Origin of the sequence: Pseudoalteromonas sp. S3776 (genome assembly GCF_005886915.1) — a bacterium.
In the GTDB taxonomy this organism is placed as follows: domain Bacteria; phylum Pseudomonadota; class Gammaproteobacteria; order Enterobacterales; family Alteromonadaceae; genus Pseudoalteromonas.
This window is the reverse complement of the sequence record NZ_PNCU01000015.1, coordinates 103,635-121,043: the sequence shown is the minus strand read 5'-3', so window position 1 is coordinate 121,043 and position 17,409 is coordinate 103,635. Positions and strand designations below refer to the sequence as shown.

General features: G+C 41.8%; 16 protein-coding genes. 8 read left to right on the top strand and 8 right to left on the bottom strand.

Annotated features, from left to right (window positions below):
* Positions 1-191: 191 nt before the first annotated feature.
* Both CWC16_RS07730 and CWC16_RS07725 read left to right on the top strand, forming a co-directional pair.
* The gene (locus CWC16_RS07730) at positions 192-941 is read left to right on the top strand and encodes an electron transfer flavoprotein subunit beta/FixA family protein (protein WP_138541125.1); all 750 of its coding nucleotides are present in this window, start codon (positions 192-194) and stop codon (positions 939-941) included.
* The gene (locus tag CWC16_RS07725) at positions 942-1,868 is read left to right on the top strand and encodes an FAD-binding protein (protein WP_138541124.1); all 927 of its coding nucleotides are present in this window, start codon (positions 942-944) and stop codon (positions 1,866-1,868) included. It abuts the gene before it with no gap.
* A gap of 49 nt (positions 1,869-1,917) precedes the next feature.
* On the opposite strand, the gene CWC16_RS07720 is transcribed toward CWC16_RS07725, so the two are convergent.
* Positions 1,918-2,850, bottom strand: a complete 933-nt coding sequence (locus tag CWC16_RS07720) for a PstS family phosphate ABC transporter substrate-binding protein (protein ID WP_138541123.1) — start codon at positions 2,848-2,850, stop codon at positions 1,918-1,920.
* A 148-nt stretch (positions 2,851-2,998) separates the two neighbouring features.
* Positions 2,999-4,396, bottom strand: coding sequence for an asparagine--tRNA ligase (asnS, locus tag CWC16_RS07715; protein WP_138541122.1), 1,398 nt, complete (start codon positions 4,394-4,396; stop codon positions 2,999-3,001).
* A 283-nt stretch (positions 4,397-4,679) separates the two neighbouring features.
* Between asnS and CWC16_RS07710 the strand changes: the two genes are divergently transcribed.
* The gene (locus tag CWC16_RS07710) at positions 4,680-5,114 is read left to right on the top strand and encodes an ATP-binding protein (protein WP_055014843.1); all 435 of its coding nucleotides are present in this window, start codon (positions 4,680-4,682) and stop codon (positions 5,112-5,114) included.
* Between the two features lie 18 nt (positions 5,115-5,132).
* On the opposite strand, the gene CWC16_RS07705 is transcribed toward CWC16_RS07710, so the two are convergent.
* From CWC16_RS07705 to bioA, 6 genes are all read right to left on the bottom strand, one after another.
* Positions 5,133-5,771 (bottom strand): Vat family streptogramin A O-acetyltransferase, encoded by a 639-nt coding sequence (locus CWC16_RS07705; protein ID WP_138541121.1) that lies wholly within the window; start codon positions 5,769-5,771, stop codon positions 5,133-5,135.
* A 176-nt stretch (positions 5,772-5,947) separates the two neighbouring features.
* Positions 5,948-6,967 carry an ABC transporter ATP-binding protein gene (locus CWC16_RS07700; protein WP_138541120.1) on the bottom strand — a complete coding sequence of 340 codons (1,020 nt, stop codon included), beginning with the start codon at positions 6,965-6,967 and terminating at the stop codon, positions 5,948-5,950.
* A 14-nt stretch (positions 6,968-6,981) separates the two neighbouring features.
* Positions 6,982-8,481, bottom strand: coding sequence for an ABC transporter permease (locus CWC16_RS07695; protein WP_138541119.1), 1,500 nt, complete (start codon positions 8,479-8,481; stop codon positions 6,982-6,984).
* Positions 8,482-9,522: an extracellular solute-binding protein gene (locus CWC16_RS07690; RefSeq protein WP_138541118.1), complete on the bottom strand. Its 1,041-nt coding sequence runs from the start codon at positions 9,520-9,522 to the stop codon at positions 8,482-8,484.
* Positions 9,523-10,335, bottom strand: a complete 813-nt coding sequence (locus tag CWC16_RS07685) for a hypothetical protein (protein WP_055014838.1) — start codon at positions 10,333-10,335, stop codon at positions 9,523-9,525.
* A 163-nt stretch (positions 10,336-10,498) separates the two neighbouring features.
* Positions 10,499-11,800, bottom strand: coding sequence for an adenosylmethionine--8-amino-7-oxononanoate transaminase (bioA, locus tag CWC16_RS07680; protein ID WP_138541117.1), 1,302 nt, complete (start codon positions 11,798-11,800; stop codon positions 10,499-10,501).
* 92 nt (positions 11,801-11,892) lie between these two features.
* On the opposite strand from bioA, the gene bioB reads away from it, so the two are divergent.
* The 5 genes from bioB (at position 11,893) to CWC16_RS07655 (ending at position 17,403) form a co-directional block, all read left to right on the top strand.
* The gene (bioB, locus tag CWC16_RS07675; protein WP_055017659.1) at positions 11,893-12,933 is read left to right on the top strand and encodes a biotin synthase BioB; all 1,041 of its coding nucleotides are present in this window, start codon (positions 11,893-11,895) and stop codon (positions 12,931-12,933) included.
* Positions 12,934-12,944: 11 nt separating this feature from the next.
* Positions 12,945-14,102 (top strand): aminotransferase class I/II-fold pyridoxal phosphate-dependent enzyme, encoded by a 1,158-nt coding sequence (locus CWC16_RS07670; protein WP_138541116.1) that lies wholly within the window; start codon positions 12,945-12,947, stop codon positions 14,100-14,102.
* Entirely contained in the window at positions 14,099-14,968 is an 870-nt protein-coding gene (locus CWC16_RS07665) for a methyltransferase domain-containing protein (RefSeq protein WP_138541115.1), read from the top strand. The genes CWC16_RS07670 and CWC16_RS07665 overlap by 4 nt, the downstream gene beginning before the upstream one ends.
* A 33-nt stretch (positions 14,969-15,001) precedes the next feature.
* On the top strand, positions 15,002-15,685 hold the full coding sequence (bioD, locus tag CWC16_RS07660) for a dethiobiotin synthase (protein ID WP_138541114.1): 684 nt from the start codon (positions 15,002-15,004) through the stop codon (positions 15,683-15,685).
* A gap of 146 nt (positions 15,686-15,831) precedes the next feature.
* Positions 15,832-17,403 carry an FAD-dependent oxidoreductase gene (locus tag CWC16_RS07655; RefSeq protein WP_138541113.1) on the top strand — a complete coding sequence of 524 codons (1,572 nt, stop codon included), beginning with the start codon at positions 15,832-15,834 and terminating at the stop codon, positions 17,401-17,403.
* The last annotated feature ends 6 nt before the right edge of the window (positions 17,404-17,409 follow it).

Genomic DNA, 17,409 nt, shown 5'->3' with positions numbered 1-17,409 from the left:
AATGACGGGCTTAGCTAAATTAGATAAGCAATGCAGCCTTTTTAATACTTGCACATTAAATGTTACAGGCTGTGAATACTTTAAGGTTATTTTAGGTTGACGTTTACGTCAACAGGAAGTAGTCTGAATTCATAAAATAAATAGGTTGACGTACACGTTAGCTTGTAGGTTTAAATATAGATGGAGTTCCTATGAAAGTTCTCGTTCCAATAAAAAGAGTGATCGATTACAACGTTAAAGCACGCGTAAAGGCTGATAACAGTGACGTTGACTTAGCAAATGTAAAAATGGCAATGAACCCATTTTGTGAAATTGCTATAGAAGAAGCGATTCGATTAAAAGAAGCGGGTACAGCCACTGAGGTTATCGCAGTAACAATTGGTGCAAAAGCTGCTCAAGAGCAGCTACGCACTGCACTTGCATTAGGTGCAGATAAAGCCATTCACATCGAAACAGATGAAAAACTAGAGTCACTGCACATCGCTAAATTATTAGCAAAATTAGTGGAGCAAGAGGCTCCTGAACTGGTTATCCTTGGCAAGCAATCTATTGATTCAGACAACAATCAAACAGGCCAAATGTTAGCGGCTTTAACTAAGCGCAGCCAAGGTACATTTGCTTCTAAAGTAGATATAAACGGCAATACAGTTAATGTTACCCGAGAAGTAGATGGTGGCTTACAAACGGTTGCTCTAAAACTGCCCGCTATTGTAACTACCGATTTGCGCTTAAACGAGCCGCGTTATGCATCGCTGCCTAATATTATGAAAGCGAAGCGCAAACCTCTCGATGTCATAGCAGCAGATTCATTAGGTGTTGACTTAACACCGCGCGTAGAATTAATAAAAGTAGAAGAGCCGGCTAAGCGCAGTGGGGGCATTATTGTTGAAGATGTTGCCCAACTAGTTGAAAAACTTAAAACAGAGGCAAAGGTGATTTAAATGAAAACACTTGTAATTGCAGAGCACGATAACGGTGCACTAAAACCAGAAACCTCAAAAACAATAAATGCGGCAAGTAAATTAGGTTTTGATATAGATGTGCTTATAGCAGGGTCAAACCTAGGCGCAATGAGTGAGAAAGCGGCCTGTATTGAAGGGGTTACTAATGTATTGACCGCTGACAATACCCTTTATGAGCATCAATTAGCTGAAAATATGGCTGAGCTTGTTTTAAGCATAGCCGATGACTATACACATATTGTTGCCAGTGCAACGACCACGGGTAAAAACTTTATGCCTCGCGTGGCCGCTCTTTTGGATGTGGCGCAAATCTCAGAAATAATTGAAGTGGTAGATAGCGAAACTTTTAAACGTCCAATTTACGCTGGTAATGCCATTGCTACGGTTAAGTCGCTAGATAACAATAAAGTAATCACCGTACGTGCGAGCAGCTTTGACTTACAAAACGAACAATCGCCTGCCAATATTAGTGCATTGGAAGCTGCGAATGATGTGCAGCTAAGTGACTTTGTAAGCGTTGAGCAAACTGAGTCGGAACGTCCGGAGCTTACAGCTGCAGAAGTGGTTATTTCTGGTGGTCGTGGTATGCAAAACGGTGAAAATTTCGCGTTATTAAACGGTATTGCCGATAAGTTAGGTGCAGCTATTGGTGCATCGCGCGCAGCCGTTGATGCAGGCTTTGTTCCTAATGATATGCAAGTAGGGCAAACAGGTAAAATTGTTGCCCCTAACTTATATATTGCCGTAGGTATTAGTGGTGCTATTCAGCACTTAGCAGGTATGAAAGATTCAAAAGTCATTGTTGCAATAAACAAAGACCCAGACGCGCCAATATTTCAGGTAGCAGATTACGGTCTAGTTGCTGATTTATTTGACGTATTACCGCAGCTTGAAAACGCGCTTTAAACATATTCTGGTTGTAAAGCCGCGGTGAACTTAGGTTCCTGCGGCTTTTTTATTCCACCTCAACCATAGAGTAATGATGTGCTGACAAAGTATCTAAAACACGTTTATTTTTTAATAAATTAAGCAACAAATCGGTTTGTTCTACAGAGCGGCTAGATTGACTATTTACTAATAAAATAAGGGGGCGAACAAACGTATATTCACCGTTTTTAATGGTTTCATCAGAAACGTCAACGCCATTGATACCCAGTAAATTTATTTTATTAATTTTTTTAGACCCCTGTAGTTGAGATACAGCGCCATAAGAGTCAAAGGCAATAGCATTAGGCATACGTTGTACTATGCCAAGCGCTTGGTTAAATTCGTCGTACATTTGTACTTCAGTTTTTGGAAATAAACCGCGGTTACCGGTTTGCTTTATTTTAATGGTATTGGCGTTTGGTACGCGCATAAACGTTAGGTTTAAAAACTCTAACAAAATATCAAATGTGCCATGATTATAGGCCTTACTAAAAAGTAAAATTTTGTTATCTCTTTGTGTCTCTGGTACATAATCTGGGTTAACTTCTTGCCATGTTTTATATTTACCCGCATAAATATTACTAAGCTGCTCAATGCTTAGCGAGTCGATATTATTTTTCTTGTTAGTGAAAAAGACCAACGCATCTTGCGCAATAATAATTTGGCGAACGTGAGGGTATTTTTCTTGTTCGGCGTTGGTTAAATAACGCGAAGACGTGCCAATATCTATAATGTTCTCTGCTATGGCTTTAATGCCTTTGGTACTTCCCATAGAGCGAATTTGCATGGCGGTATTGGTTTGTTTTTCAAAGGTAGGTTTTATTAAATGCAAAAGGTGTGTAACCGAAGAGGAGCCACCAATAAGTAACGGTTTGTGTTGTGGATCAATATTGGAAACGGATGTTGCTATGTTTGATGAAGAAAGCAGTACGGTAGCTGCTAAAATAAGGTTTTTTATCATGCTATTAGTCCAAAACGAATTTGTTATAAAACTATAGCTCAAAATTTATAAATCTCTAATTTATATACAGTATCTTACACAGGCATTAAAATACGCTAGGCATTAAAAAGCCAGCAAAAAAGCTGGCTTTTAAAACCAATTAACTTGACTAGTAGGTCGCGCTACCTTTAGTACGAGGGAAGGCGATTACATCACGTACGTTGCCCATACCTGTTACATAGGCAACCAGGCGTTCAAAACCTAAACCAAAGCCAGAGTGTGGCACGCTACCGTATTTACGTAAATCGCGGTACCAGCTGTAGTCTTCTTTGTTTAAGCCCATTTCATCTAAACGCGCGTCAAGTACATCAAGGCGCTCTTCACGTTGTGAACCACCAATAATTTCACCAATGCCAGGTGCTACAACGTCCATAGCGGCAACGGTTTTACCGTCTTCGTTTTGGCGCATGTAAAACGCTTTAATATCGCGCGGGTAGTTTTTAATAACAACCGGTGCTTTAAAGTGCTCTTCTGCTAAGTAGCGCTCATGCTCTGATTGTAAATCTACACCCCATTCAACTGCGTATTCAAACTTTTTACCACATGACTTAAGTATTTCTACGGCATCAGTGTAATCAACTTGCGCGAAGTCTTTTTCTACAAATTCTTCTAAACGGCTAATCGCTGTTCTTTCGATACGCTGAGCAAAAAACTCCATATCGTCACGGCGCTCTTCTAGTACCGCTTTAAATACATACTTAAGCATGTTTTCAGCAAGTTTTGCAATGTCTTCTAAATCAGCAAATGCAACTTCAGGCTCAACCATCCAAAACTCAGCCAAGTGGCGAGATGTGTTTGAGTTTTCTGCGCGGAACGTAGGACCAAAGGTGTAAATTTTTGACATGGCCGATGCGTATGTTTCACCATTTAATTGGCCAGATACAGTTAAAAAGGCTTCTTTACCAAAAAAGTCTTCGCTGTAATCAACATCGCCTTTATCAGTGCGCGGCAAGTTTTGCATATCTAGCGTTGAAACGCGGAACATTTCACCTGCACCTTCACAGTCACTTGCTGTGATGATTGGTGTACTGATCCAGTAAAAACCTTGCTCGTGGTAAAAACGGTGAATAGCTTGTGCTAAACAGTTACGTACACGTGTTACTGCGCCAATCATGTTTGTGCGAGGGCGAAGGTGAGCGTGCTCACGTAAATATTCAATGCTGTGGCGTTTAGCCGACATAGGGTATGAATCAGGGTTTTCTACCCAACCTAACACAGTGACAGAATTAGCTTGAATTTCAAAAGACTGTCCTTTACCTGCAGATTGTACTAACACACCAGTAACCGACACAGAACAACCGGCTGTTAGGCTAGTAACTTCATCATAATTATTTAGTGAATTAGGAACTACCGCTTGTATAGGATCAAAACACGAACCGTCATGAACGGCTAAAAATGATATTCCTGCTTTTGAATCGCGGCGTGTACGGATCCAGCCTTTTACTGTTACTTGGCTGTCTACCGCAACATTGCCTTTTAATAGCTCTGAAATCGCTAAATGGCTCATCTTCACTCCAATGATATAAGTTGGCTAACTGTATAATATTAACTACTCAACGCAGCGGTTAAATTTAGTGCGTTGAACTTGAACCGTGTATCTTACCTAGTTAAATAAAATAAAAAAACTATTGTGAGCAACTCTTTAAAAGTTTTTATGCATGTGGGTTACTTTTACAGCGTTTTTTGCTTTAAATTACCACTATTATTATTTGGTACTCTTAAATTTACTGATTTTGTGGCATTATTAAAATATTCGTATAAACGTTTACCATTACCCAAAAATGGATGCTATGAAACAAGTTTTTATTTTAAGAGGGCTACCAGGAAGTGGTAAGTCTTACTATGCCCAAACCCTAGCAGATGAGCTAGGTGGAGTAGATTCAAGCCAGTATTTGATTTGTTCAACCGATGACTACTTCGTTAATGAGCAAGGTGAATACCACTTTGATAAATTTAAATTACCGCAATATCATAACTTAAATTTAGCGCGCTTTATAAATGCGTTAGCGCAAAATATTCCGCTTGTCATTGTTGATAACACCAATATAAAAAAATGGGAGTTTATTGCGTACTCTCAAGCAGCTCATGCACTTGGCTACCAAGTTAAAGAAGTGATTGTAGGTGAGGTTAAAGATAAATCTATGCAACACTTATACGCCAAGCGCAATACGCATAATGTGCCCTTAAAAACTATTAGCAAAATGGCGTATATGTTTGAATGGTAGGTGAGTGTTACTTATGGATTACTTAAGCTTTATTAAAGCGCTTAAGTTACACTGAGTAATGGCATCTAGATGAGCAGTGATTTTTTCATTGCTCCAATCCCACCAGGCTATTTCTAATAAGGTGCTTATAGTGTTGCTATCAAACCTAGTTTTAATTACTTTTGCTGGGTTACCACCTACCACACTATAAGCAGGTACATCACAGGTCACCACCGATTTACTTGCAATGATAGAGCCACTGCCAATATTAACCCCCGGCATTACAGTTGCGTCATAACCAATCCATACATCGTGACCAATAACTGTATTGCCTTTAAAGGGTAACTCGCCAGCCTGCGGGGCTGATTTTTCCCAGCCGTTGCCAAATATAAAAAATGGATAGGTAGAAAACCCCGCGGTTTGATGATTAGCGCCGTTCATTATAAAGGTTACGTTTTTAGCTATGGCGCAAAATTTCCCAATAATGAGGCGGTCTCCAATAAAATCGAAATGGTAAAGAACATTTTTTTCGAAGTTTTCAGGGCCGTCAGGATCGTCGTAATAGGTATAATCACCCACAACTATATTAGGCGAGGTAATAAAGTTTTTTAAAAAGCCAACCTGAGGAAAGCCCTCAACAGGGGCAGGATTATTTGGATTAGGACCCTGTTTAGGCATAGCTACCTCATCGTTTAATTATTGTTTTTTATACTAACCCGCATAAGTAAGTGATCTCTTTTGAGGATGGAAAAACGTGTTGATAGTAAGGCAAAAAATTCGCTATTTAGTTGTTCTAGATGAGAATTTTTTAACGCAGATAGCGACATGTTTAGCTCCGCAAAATTGATTAGATATTATTGCGAGTTGGTATTATACACAGCCAGCGGGTGAGTAGTCACAATTGAAACATGAACGCTGTCGCCGGGGTTGACCACAACCTCGTGGCTGACACGGCTAGTAACGAGCGTATTACAGCTTAATTTAACCGCACATAAACGGCTGCCACCTTCAAAGCGTACCCAAACAACTTCACCATTAGGTTGATTTAAGTTTTGGATAAGCTGTACATCATCGGGACGCAGCAATACATCTACATCGCCCCTATCACAGTCTACACCTTGGCCAGGTGCTACACCAATGCTGGTGGTTGCTTGGCCATTTTCAAACTGTCCAGCAATAAAGCTTGCCTCACCTAAAAAGCGTGCCACAAAGCGGTTGTTTGGCATGCTAAAACATTGTTCAGGGCTATCGAGCTGCTGTATTTTACCGTTTTGTAATACACCCACACGATCACCTACAGAAAGCGCTTCTTCTTGGTCATGAGTAACCCACACTGCAGGCACACCGGCTTCTTTAAGGGCATTTCTAATATCCCAGCGCAGCATATCTTTTAATGCGGCATCGAGGTTAGAAAGTGGCTCATCGAGCAATACAAAATCAGGCTGGTGGGCAAGTGTACGGGCAAGTGCCACACGCTGTTTTTGACCACCAGAGAGGGTGGCTGGTTTTTTTGATCTAAAGTCATTTAGACCAAGTAGTTTAATCCAGTGATCGGCAATGGCAGTGTCTTTTAATCTAAAACAAATGTTTTGCTCAACGGTTAAATGAGGGAACAACGCAAAATCTTGAAATACCATGCCCACACTGCGTTTTTCAGGGGGCACATTGAGGGTGGGCGTTGCTCGCCACTTACCTACGTTTATTTCACCCTCACTGATAGGGATAAGCCCTGCAAGTGCTTGCAATATTGTACTTTTACCACAACCCGTAGGGCCCACTAGCATGAGAATTTCATTGTCACCTAACGATATATTTAAATCGCTTACAACACGGTTACTGCCGTAATCTATAGACAACTGGCTTACAGATAGCATTTGTATTTAAATCCTCAATGTTCGAGTTGGTTACGTTTTTCGCCAGACATCATAATAGCTAAGCCACAGGCAGAAATCACCACTAACAATAAACCGGGAATGGCAGCACGGCCAAAATATCCGGCTTCGTAGACCCGCCATAAATAGGTTGAGAGGGTTTCAAACCCGGTAGGGCCTAGCAATAGTGTTGCTTCAAGTTCGCGCATTGACTCTAAAAACACTAATGCAGCGCCGGCAATAAGACCACGCATTGTTAATGGTAAGGTAATGCGAGTAAAGGCTTCACGTGGGCTAGCACCGAGTACGCGTGCCGATTTAATTAAGCTTTGATCTAAATGTTCTGTGCTAGTGCGAACAGAGCCAACGGCAAGTGGTAAAAACCTAAGCATATAAGCGATAATTAAAAGCGCTAACGTTTGGTATAAAAATGGCAGCTGTAAACCACCATAAACAAGGGCAGTGCCCATTACAATACCGGGAATACCAAAACCAAAGTAGGTAACACGCTCCATAACTCTACCGGCCTTTCCGCTTAAAGCAGCGTGAGCAACAGGAATAGCCACAATAACTGCCACTATGGCGGCAATCGCTGAGGCATAGGCTGAGTTCCACGCTATGCTAAAGTCAAAATTGCTGTAACCATCGCGCGCTAACCAAACAAAAAATATTGCCAGCGGTAAACCAATAGCGAGTAATAAAATAGGGCCAAAGGTAGCAATCATCGCTGTTACTTGCCATTTAGATGGAAACAAAACAAGTGGACGACCGTGGCGCTCAGAGGCGGTTTTTATTTGTGACTCTATTAATAGTAAAAAGCCCACAATTACCATTAATTGTAACGACAGCATGGCAGCACGCCCTAACGCAAACGCATTGTATTCTACATAAATTACCCGAGTGAAGGTATCTAAGCGCATCATGGCGGGAGTACCAAAATCCGAAAGGGTATAAAGCGCTACTAATAACGAGCCTGCTGCAATACCATTTACTACACGAGGTAAAATCACTTTAAACACACTTTGTGTCATCGACATACCCAAAGTACGCGCTGCGTTTACCATGCTGGCATCTAAACTAAGTAAAGATGAGCGTGTGGTCATCATTACAAAAGGGAATGTATATAAGGTCATTACAATGGCTGCACCACTTAACCCGTACATGGGTGGGGTTTCAAAGCCAAGTAGATTATTTATTTCACCGCCTGGGCCAAACGCAGCATATAAAGTAAATGCGCCAATATAACTTGGAATAGCCAATGGCGCGGCAAAAATTACCAGCCATATTTTTTTAAAAGGCAAATGCACATAAGCACTTATGAAAGCCAGTGGCACCCCAATTAGAATTGAACCTAATACGGTTAAGCCCATTAGCGATAACGTATTGCCCAGTATTTTTAAGTTATGACTGTCAAAAAGGGTACTGGTGTCGCTAGCAAGGGTAATTAAAATATAAACAGGGGTAATCGTAATGAGCGCTGCAAGCAGCGCCATTGGGTAAGAAGCAGGTATTCGCATTTATAAAACGCCGTTGTTGCGCATCAAGTTGATGGTAGGGCGTAAATCCGCAAGTTGTGTCAAATCAACTTTTGGTGGAGAAATATCACTTAAAGAAGGCAAGCCTTCGGGCTGAGTAATACCATTAACAAGCGGTATCTCGTAAGCTTCGCGTGCTAAATAACCTTGCACTTCTTCGCTTAGTAAATAACGCATAAAGTTAGTCGCAAGCGGGTCATCATTAAGCGTAAGTATGCCCGAGGCATTGACTAAACAGCCTGCATCTTGTTCGGTAAAGGCTAAATCAAGTTTAGCATCGGGTTTACCTGATTTTAGACGTAATGTGTAATAGTGATTAGCAAAGCCAATATCTACTTCACCACGTTCAACCGCCATAACAACACCGAGTTCACCAGCATAGGTTTTAGCGCGCTTTTTAACTTTTTTAAGCCATTTAGCCGTTTTATCATCGCCTTCTAAAATACGCATAGCGGTAACAAACGATTGAAACGAAGCATAAGCAGGGGCCCAACCAATTGATAAATCGCTATCTGCAATGTCCATTATGCTTGTAGGAATTTGATCTTTAGTTAAACGCGATGTGTTATACGGCAAAGTTCTGATCCGACCGGTAACCGGCGCCCATTGATCGTATCTAAATTGTGGTTGTAACTGTGCAGATAAATCACTAGGCAGCGGCTTTGCAAGGCCTGCATCAGTCACTAGGCCTATAGCGCCTGAGTCAACCGCCCAAAACAAATCGGCTCTACGTACGCCTGCTTTGGCTTCTGCCACTATGGTATTGGCAAGCGCAGCGGTTGGACCTCGGCGAATAGCTAAATTAAAATCGGGATTTTTTTTCTGAATCGCTTGTAATACATTTTCATACAAACCACCTTCACCACGGCCAAGGTATAAGGTTAAATCACCTTTAAGCTTTGGTAAATTATCAACAGACACTGGGTTTGCTATATCGGCAGCTAGTGCGCGAGAAAGGGGCAGTGGCATAGCGCCAACAACCCCTAACGCAGCTAGGCCTTGTATAAAGGTCCTACGCTTCACTTAAAAAACATCCTTACGCGACTTCTCCGCTTTTTCAATTAGCGTTTTAGCGCGGTCTAATTTAGTGTGCATATCACTTACCACGTCACGTACTTCATCAACGCTTTTAGCGCTTTTAATAGTTTGTGGAAGTGTTACGTTAAAATCTTTTTCCAGTACTTCAACTAATTTTGCATCTTGTTCAATAAGCGTACCTTCTACGCCTTCAAACAGGTGTAAATACGTATCGTGAACAATTTCAGTGGCTTCTTCGTTTAAGCGCTCTGCAAACTTAGCAACAACACGGTCAAGCTTATGCTTGATTTCGTCAATTGTGGCACTTTGGGTCATGCCTTCTGTTGCAGTGGCTTTAACTGTATCAAGTAAGCCTTTTTGCTGGAATTTTGCGGCAAGCTTAACAGCACCAAGACCTTGCCACAAGGCTATGTTCATGGCTTTTTGCTGTTTGCGCACTTCTTGGGCAGGCTTGTTGTTATCAATAGCCATTTTTACGCCATAAATTCCTTGCCAAATAGAGGCGTACACGGGTACGTAGTTAGTTTCAATGGCGCTGTGAAACTTAACCGACTCCCAATACTCAATTAAATCATCACTTTTAACTGCTTTAGCGCCGTTTTTGCTGTAGTCAGTTACCATGGTGTCTACTTTACCAACCATCCATTCAACTTCTTCTGAATAGTCTTTAATGTTTTCTTGTAAGTGGTTTACGTGCTCACCAATTGGGCCGTTAGCTAGCACAGGCTGTGTAGCAAAAGCAGAAGCTAACAATAGGCTTGCACCTAGTGTTTTTACAGATTTAGAAAGGTGTTTCATAGTAGAGAGTCCGAAAAGGTAATTGTAAATGATAGACATTATCATATCCGTAATATTTACTAAAATCAATATAACTAATACGCTAATAAAAAGCTCAAAACCTGAGCAAAATTAATACCTAACAGGCAAATGATGGCTCTGCTTCATAGGTATAATTTAACGCTTAGCAGTAATGCTTACCAGCAATAGCTGTGTAAATAGCATCGCATAGGGTTTTTATACTAGCTGAGTCGCTAATATACGGGGGCATTAGATAAATAAGTTTGCCAAACGGGCGAATCCATACGCCTTGCTCAACAAAGTAAGCTTGAATTTTTGCAACATCCACACTCCCAGCAACATCAGTGAGCTCTACAACGCCTATAGCACCTAAAGTACGTACATTGGCTACAGCATCTAATTCGTTACATTTATTAAGTTGTTGTAGTTGCGTATTTATATCGTTAATGCGTTGCTGCCAGTTTTGCGCTAAGAGCAAATCTATACTGGCGCAGGCAACTGCGCAGGCAAGGGGGTTGCCCATAAAAGTAGGTCCGTGCATCAAAACACCGGCTTCGCCTTCACTAATACCCGTGGCTATTTTTTCACTGGTTAGTGCGGCTGAAAGGGTCATTGAGCCACCGGTAAGGGCTTTGCCAATACATAAAATATCGGGCTCTATATTAGCGTGCTCTACAGCAAATAATTTACCTGTGCGGCCAAACCCAGTGGCTATTTCATCGCAAATCAGTAAAACATTATATTGCGTGCATAATTTACGAACGCAGGCCAAATACGCGGGGTGATAAAAGTTCATGCCTCCGGCATTTTGTACAATAGGCTCAATTATAAAAGCGGCTACCTCGTGGTGGTGCGCTTTAAAGTAGCGCTCTAGCGTTTGTGCTTCTGCTTGGTCAAAATCGCCATCAAATTTACTTACAGGGGCAGGTACAAACACATGCTCAGGTAAAAAACCTTTATACAAACTGTGCATAGAATTAACCGGATCGCACACGCTCATAGCGGCAAACGTATCGCCATGGTAACCCTTATACGGCGTCATTAACTTTTGCTTGATGGTAATGCCTTGGCTTAGCCAATATTGCAGCGCCATTTTTATGGCTACTTCTACACTAACCGAGCCGCTATCGGCTAAAAATACTTTAGTTAAACCCGGTGGGGTAATTGTAATAAGCCTTTTACACAGCTCTACCGCGCTGTTATGGGTAATGCCGCCAAACATTACATGGCTCATGGTATTAATTTGTTCAATCATGGCGTTATTTAATACTGGGTGATTATAGCCATGAATTGCGCTCCACCATGAGGCCATACCATCTATAAGTTGCTCGCCGGTTTCTAGGTAAATTATATTGTGTTTGGCATGAGTAACAGGGTACACAGGGATAGGCTGTGTCATAGATGTGTAGGGGTGCCAAATGTGATCACGATCAAAATCTAGGTCAATCGATTGTTTTTTATTCATATGTAAACTTTGGGGTGGTGAGTTTCGTTGACAATGGTACTTCAAGACGTAGACTAATCCAACATCACCACTGAGAAAAATAAGAGACTACTATGGAACATGCACCTGTTCGCCACGATTGGACCCACGCAGAAGTAAAAGCATTATTTGAAATGCCATTTAACGACTTATTGTTTAAAGCGGCCTCGGTTCATCGCGCTAATTTTAATCCTAACGAAGTACAAATATCTACTTTACTATCTATTAAAACAGGCGCTTGCCCAGAAGACTGTAAATATTGTCCACAATCGGGACACTATAAAACCGACTTAGAGCGCGAGCGCTTAATCGAGGTAGAAAAAGTGGTAGAACAAGCACGCCTAGCTAAACAAAAAGGCGCGACGCGTTTTTGTATGGGCGCAGCCTGGTCAGATCCAAAAGACAGAGACATGCCCTATATTTCTAAAATGGTAAAAGAAGTAAAAGAACTCGGCCTAGAAACTTGCATGACCCTTGGTAAACTTACCAACGAAAAAGCACATGAACTAAGTAATGCAGGCCTTGATTATTACAACCATAACCTCGACACCTCGCCTGAATATTACGAACAAATTATATCGACCCGTACCTTTGAAGACAGATTAAATACCATAGATCACGTTCGTGATGCCGGCATGAAAGTATGTTCAGGTGGTATTGTAGGGATGGGTGAGCAGCCTGCAGACCGATACGGTTTATTAATGCAGTTGGCAAATTTACCACAGCAACCAGAAAGCGTACCTATTAATATGCTGGTAAAAGTAAAAGGCACACCGCTTGAAAACGTAGACGATTTAGATCATTTTGAATTTATACGCACCATAGCAACTGCCCGTATTATGATGCCACACAGCTACGTGCGTTTATCGGCAGGGCGCAGCGCCATGAACGAGCAAATGCAGTCGATGTGTTTTTTTGCAGGCGCTAACTCAATATTCTATGGTGATAAGCTATTAACAACAGAAAACCCAGAGGCCGATGCCGACATGAAGCTTATTAAAAAGTTAGGCATGAACCCAGAAAAACACCAAGACTATTCAGACGAAGCCGTTGCGGCGTCGCTTTCATCGCAAGTAGCTGATAAAGCAACATCTGAATTATTCTACGAAGCGTAAGCCTAGCCTTTATGCCATTTGAATTTATAAATACGCATATTCAAGCGCGCCAGCAAGATGCATTATTACGCAAACGCCATGTAGTGCAACGCGCTACAGCACGTACCATTACGGTAAATAACGCAACTTACCTTAACTTTGCCAGTAATGATTACTTAGGCTTTGGTGATTGCAGTATAAAGCTTGAGCAAAACAACCTACTTGGTAGCCACAGCTCTCCCTTAGTTACTGGCTATCAGGCGCAGCAACAAGAGTTAGAGCAATACTTATGTAGCGCGCTTGGCTACGAAGCTGGCATGGTGTTTAACTCGGGGTTTAGTGCAAATAGCAGTGTAATTAAAGCGCTGTTTAGTGATAAAAGTGCTGCACAAAACAGTGCAATTTTTCAAGATAAGCTAAACCACGCCAGTTTGATTGATGGTGCAATGCACTCAAATGCCGCACTAGTGCGCTTTAATCATAACGATTTAAAACACTTACGTTCGCGGCTCGAAAAATCAAAAGCACACAATAAGCTGATTATTAGCGAAGGGGTGTTTTCGATGGATGGCGACACCGCCCCCTTAAAAGAGCTGCTTGCTTTAGCTAAAGAGCACAATGCTTGGCTTATGATTGACGATGCACATGGTTTTGGCGCATTAGGTAAAACCGGTTTAGGTAGCTGCGAGGCATTGTTGGATGAGGGCTTAGCACTGCCTGAAATACTGGTTATTACATTTGGAAAAGCGGTCGCAAGTAGCGGGGCCTGTGTACTTTCAAATAACCAATTAATTAATTACATGCTGCAGTTTAATCGCGACTACACCTATTCAACGGCTATGTCGCCACTTATGGCAGCACTTACGCTTACGCGCTTGCAAGCCATAAAGCGCGCAGATAATAAACGCCAGCAGCTTAGTAGTAACATTGCTTTTTTTAAGCAGCTTTGTAAACACCACGCTATTGCTGTAATGAACTCAGACACTGCTATTCAGCCCATTGTACTTGGCTGCGCCGAGCAAACCTTGCACGCAGCGCAAAAGCTTAAACAGCAGGGTATTTGGTTAACGGCTATTCGCCCGCCTACTGTTGCGCATAATACCGCGCGGTTACGTGTTACCTTAACTGCAGCGCATACCCATGCAGATATAACCACTCTTGTTGAGCACTTAAAAGGCGCAATAGCATGATTACGCAGGCCTTAACTGATAACCACAGTGCGCAAACTGTAAATAAAAAGCCGGCGTTTTCAGATATAAATGCTGAGCAAGTTCGCCCCCATTCAGCCCTTAAAAAGGGGGCAAGTAATAATTTTTCTAAAGCAGCTGAGCAATACAACAGCCATGCAAATGTACAAAAACAGGCATCAAGCGATTTATTTAAATTAATAAACACCCAGTCATACAAGCAAAATAAATGGTGTGTTGATTTAGGAGCTGGCCCACTGGTTAATACCTCACAGCTAAGCAAACAATACGGCCAAGTAATTGCTATAGATTTAAGCTTAAACATGCTTAAAAGCGCTGCATTAACTAACCCAAAAGTTTGCGCCGATATGGATAACCTGCCACTTCAAGCCAACAGTATTGACGTTGTATTTAGTAACTTTGCAGTGCAATGGTCGGCCAATTTTGAAAAATTAATGCAGGCGCTTTATAAAAGCTTAAAGCCAGGTGGGCAGGCTTATATAAGCACAGTGGTGGCAGGGTCGCTTAACGAAATTAAAACAGCGTTTGCAGCGCTTGATAACCGCAGCCATATAAATACCTTTAATACACACGCTTATATAAACCAGTCGGTCCAAAAAGCGGGGTTTAGTATTAATAGCTCGCAAAAAGTAATTTATACCGATTGTTACTCAAGCCCGTTAAAAGCCATTAAATCTATTAAAGCCATTGGTGCTACAACGCAAAACCATGCTAACTCACGCCAAGGGCTATTAACTAAGTCGGCGCTACAACGGGTGTGCAATGCGTATCCGCTTTTAAACAATCAAGCGTGTGTGTCGTACCATGTGGTATTATTATCTTTAAAAAAACCGATTACAAATACGTAAGTAGCACACGTTAAAATTGATCAAGGCAGTAAAATGAAAGAATTTTTTATTACCGGTACCGACACCGACGCCGGAAAAACCCACGTTACTAGTTTGCTGTTAAAGCTACTCGCCCAACATAAAAAAAACGCAATTGGCTTTAAACCACTTGCCGCAGGCTGCGAAATGGCGTTTGATCAGCTGGTAAATGCTGATGCACTTATGCTAATGGAAAGCGCCACGGTAAGTGCCAAATACGATGTAATAAATCCGTTTGCCTTTGCACCACCTATTGCACCGCATATAGCAGCAGACCAAGTAGGGGTCACTATTACACTTGATAAATTAAGCACAGCGTACGCAACCCTTAAACAACAAGGTGCCGATTATCATTTAACCGAAGGCGCGGGTGGTTGGGCACTGCCAATTAATAACACCGATTATTTATACGATTGGGTTAAAGCCGAGCAACTTCCGGTAATTTTAGTCGTAGGCATGAAACTAGGCTGCTTAAACCATGCCTTACTTACCGCTGCCCATATGCAAAGTTTAGGCATAAACTGTGTAGGCTGGATTGCCAACCAAGTAGACCCAAATATGGACGAATACCAAGCTAACCTTGATTCGTTAAAAGCACGCTTGCCATTTCCTATATTGGCTATAAGCCCATACAGCGAGCAAACCCCTAAACTGCAAATATACAAAACCTTACTTAATACCCTCAGTATAGAGGGCTAATTTGGGCTGCTTTGTGTTTTCAAATGCAAAGCAGTTTTTTATATTAAATACATGAGCTTATTAATTGTATTTACGCCTTGAATTTACCTACTTTAGTACACATATTAAAGGTTACAGCTTTTGTTACTAAGGAAATAACCCGCTATATGACGCACCCATATATTAAACGCTATGCTCAAAACACACAGGTCACGGCAGAGCCGCAAGTACCGCAAAGTACTCAGCCTAAAACCCGTGTGGGCATTTTAGGTGGCGGCACAGCGGGAGCAACAATAGCTATACGTTTGGCTGCGCTTGGTATTCAAACCACTATTTTTGAGAAAAAAAAGTCACTAATAGATGGCCCGCCCATGTGTCATTTACATGCGGGCGGTAACTTATACCGTGAAATACCAGACGAAGACTGCATAGACTTACTCAAACAATGTATTGATATATTACGCCTATACCCCTTCACCATAGACGTGCGCCCAACCGTGTTTGCAGTACCAACACGCGATGACGATTCACCCGACGATTTACTGCCACGTTTAGATAAAATTACCAACGCATATAAAGAGCTCGTTGAACAAGATTGTAATAACAAGGTGCTTGGCGAGCCTGATAATTACTATCAGCTGTATAGCCATGAGCAAATGATAGCGCTGAGTAAAAAAGAGCAAGTTGCACAGCCTAAAACGCTCGATGAATGGATGATCCCCGTAGCTAAGCACTTAAACTTAAACAAAGTAAAATACCCGCTAATTGTTGCTCAAGAATACGGCTGGAATATTTTTAGGTTATCGGCCAGTGCGCAACTGGCCCTTGCTCAGTACGAACACGCGAACGTACTTACCAGTACTGAGGTTAAGCAAGTTAGCCAAGTTGAGCAAAACAGTGCTGGCAGCCAAATGCCAAAATGGAAAATTGAATACCAAAACAACCAAAGTAGCACAACCCAAACAGTAGAGGTAGATTACCTTATAAATGCCTGTGGCTTTCAAACTGGTATTGTTGATGACATGGTCGGCGTAAAGTCCAAGCGTATGGTCGAATTTAAAGCCTCATACATTACGCACTGGCAAGGGGCTGGCGGGCAAATACCCGAAATTATTATTTATGGTAATCGGGGTACACCCGAGGGCATGGCACAATTAACGCCTTATCCTAATGGCTATTATCAAATTCATGGTATGACCAACTCAATTACCTTGTTTAACGATGGCTTAGCCGATACTACTGAGCAAACGGCGCAGCCACAACTGCCTGATAAATATTTAAATTATATTAATAATGGGTGGGATCAGCGGGTATTAAAAGCACGTAGTCAAAAAGCCATTGATTATGTAGCCGAGTTTGTACCAGCATTTAAAAGTGCCAATACACAAAACAATGCTTTGTTTGGCGGCCAGCAAATCCCTGGCGAAGACGACACTTTGCGCGTCGCAGATGTTAGCTTATATTCGCATATTAGCTACGCACGAGCCGAAAACGTAAAAGCATCATCTACCTTAATCGCTGCAGATGAAATAGTCGCCGAATTTACTAAACTTGGCTTAATAAGCGGCGATGCGCACATAAATGAGCATCGTACACATCACCAGTGGACGTATCTTCAACAACACAACCATGCAGATATAACCAAGGTGGCACAATTACTCGCAAAAGAGCGTGGCTTTCCTACAGATATGGCAACGATCAATAATTGCATTACAAGTAGCGGCATAACCAGCAACTAATTGTTT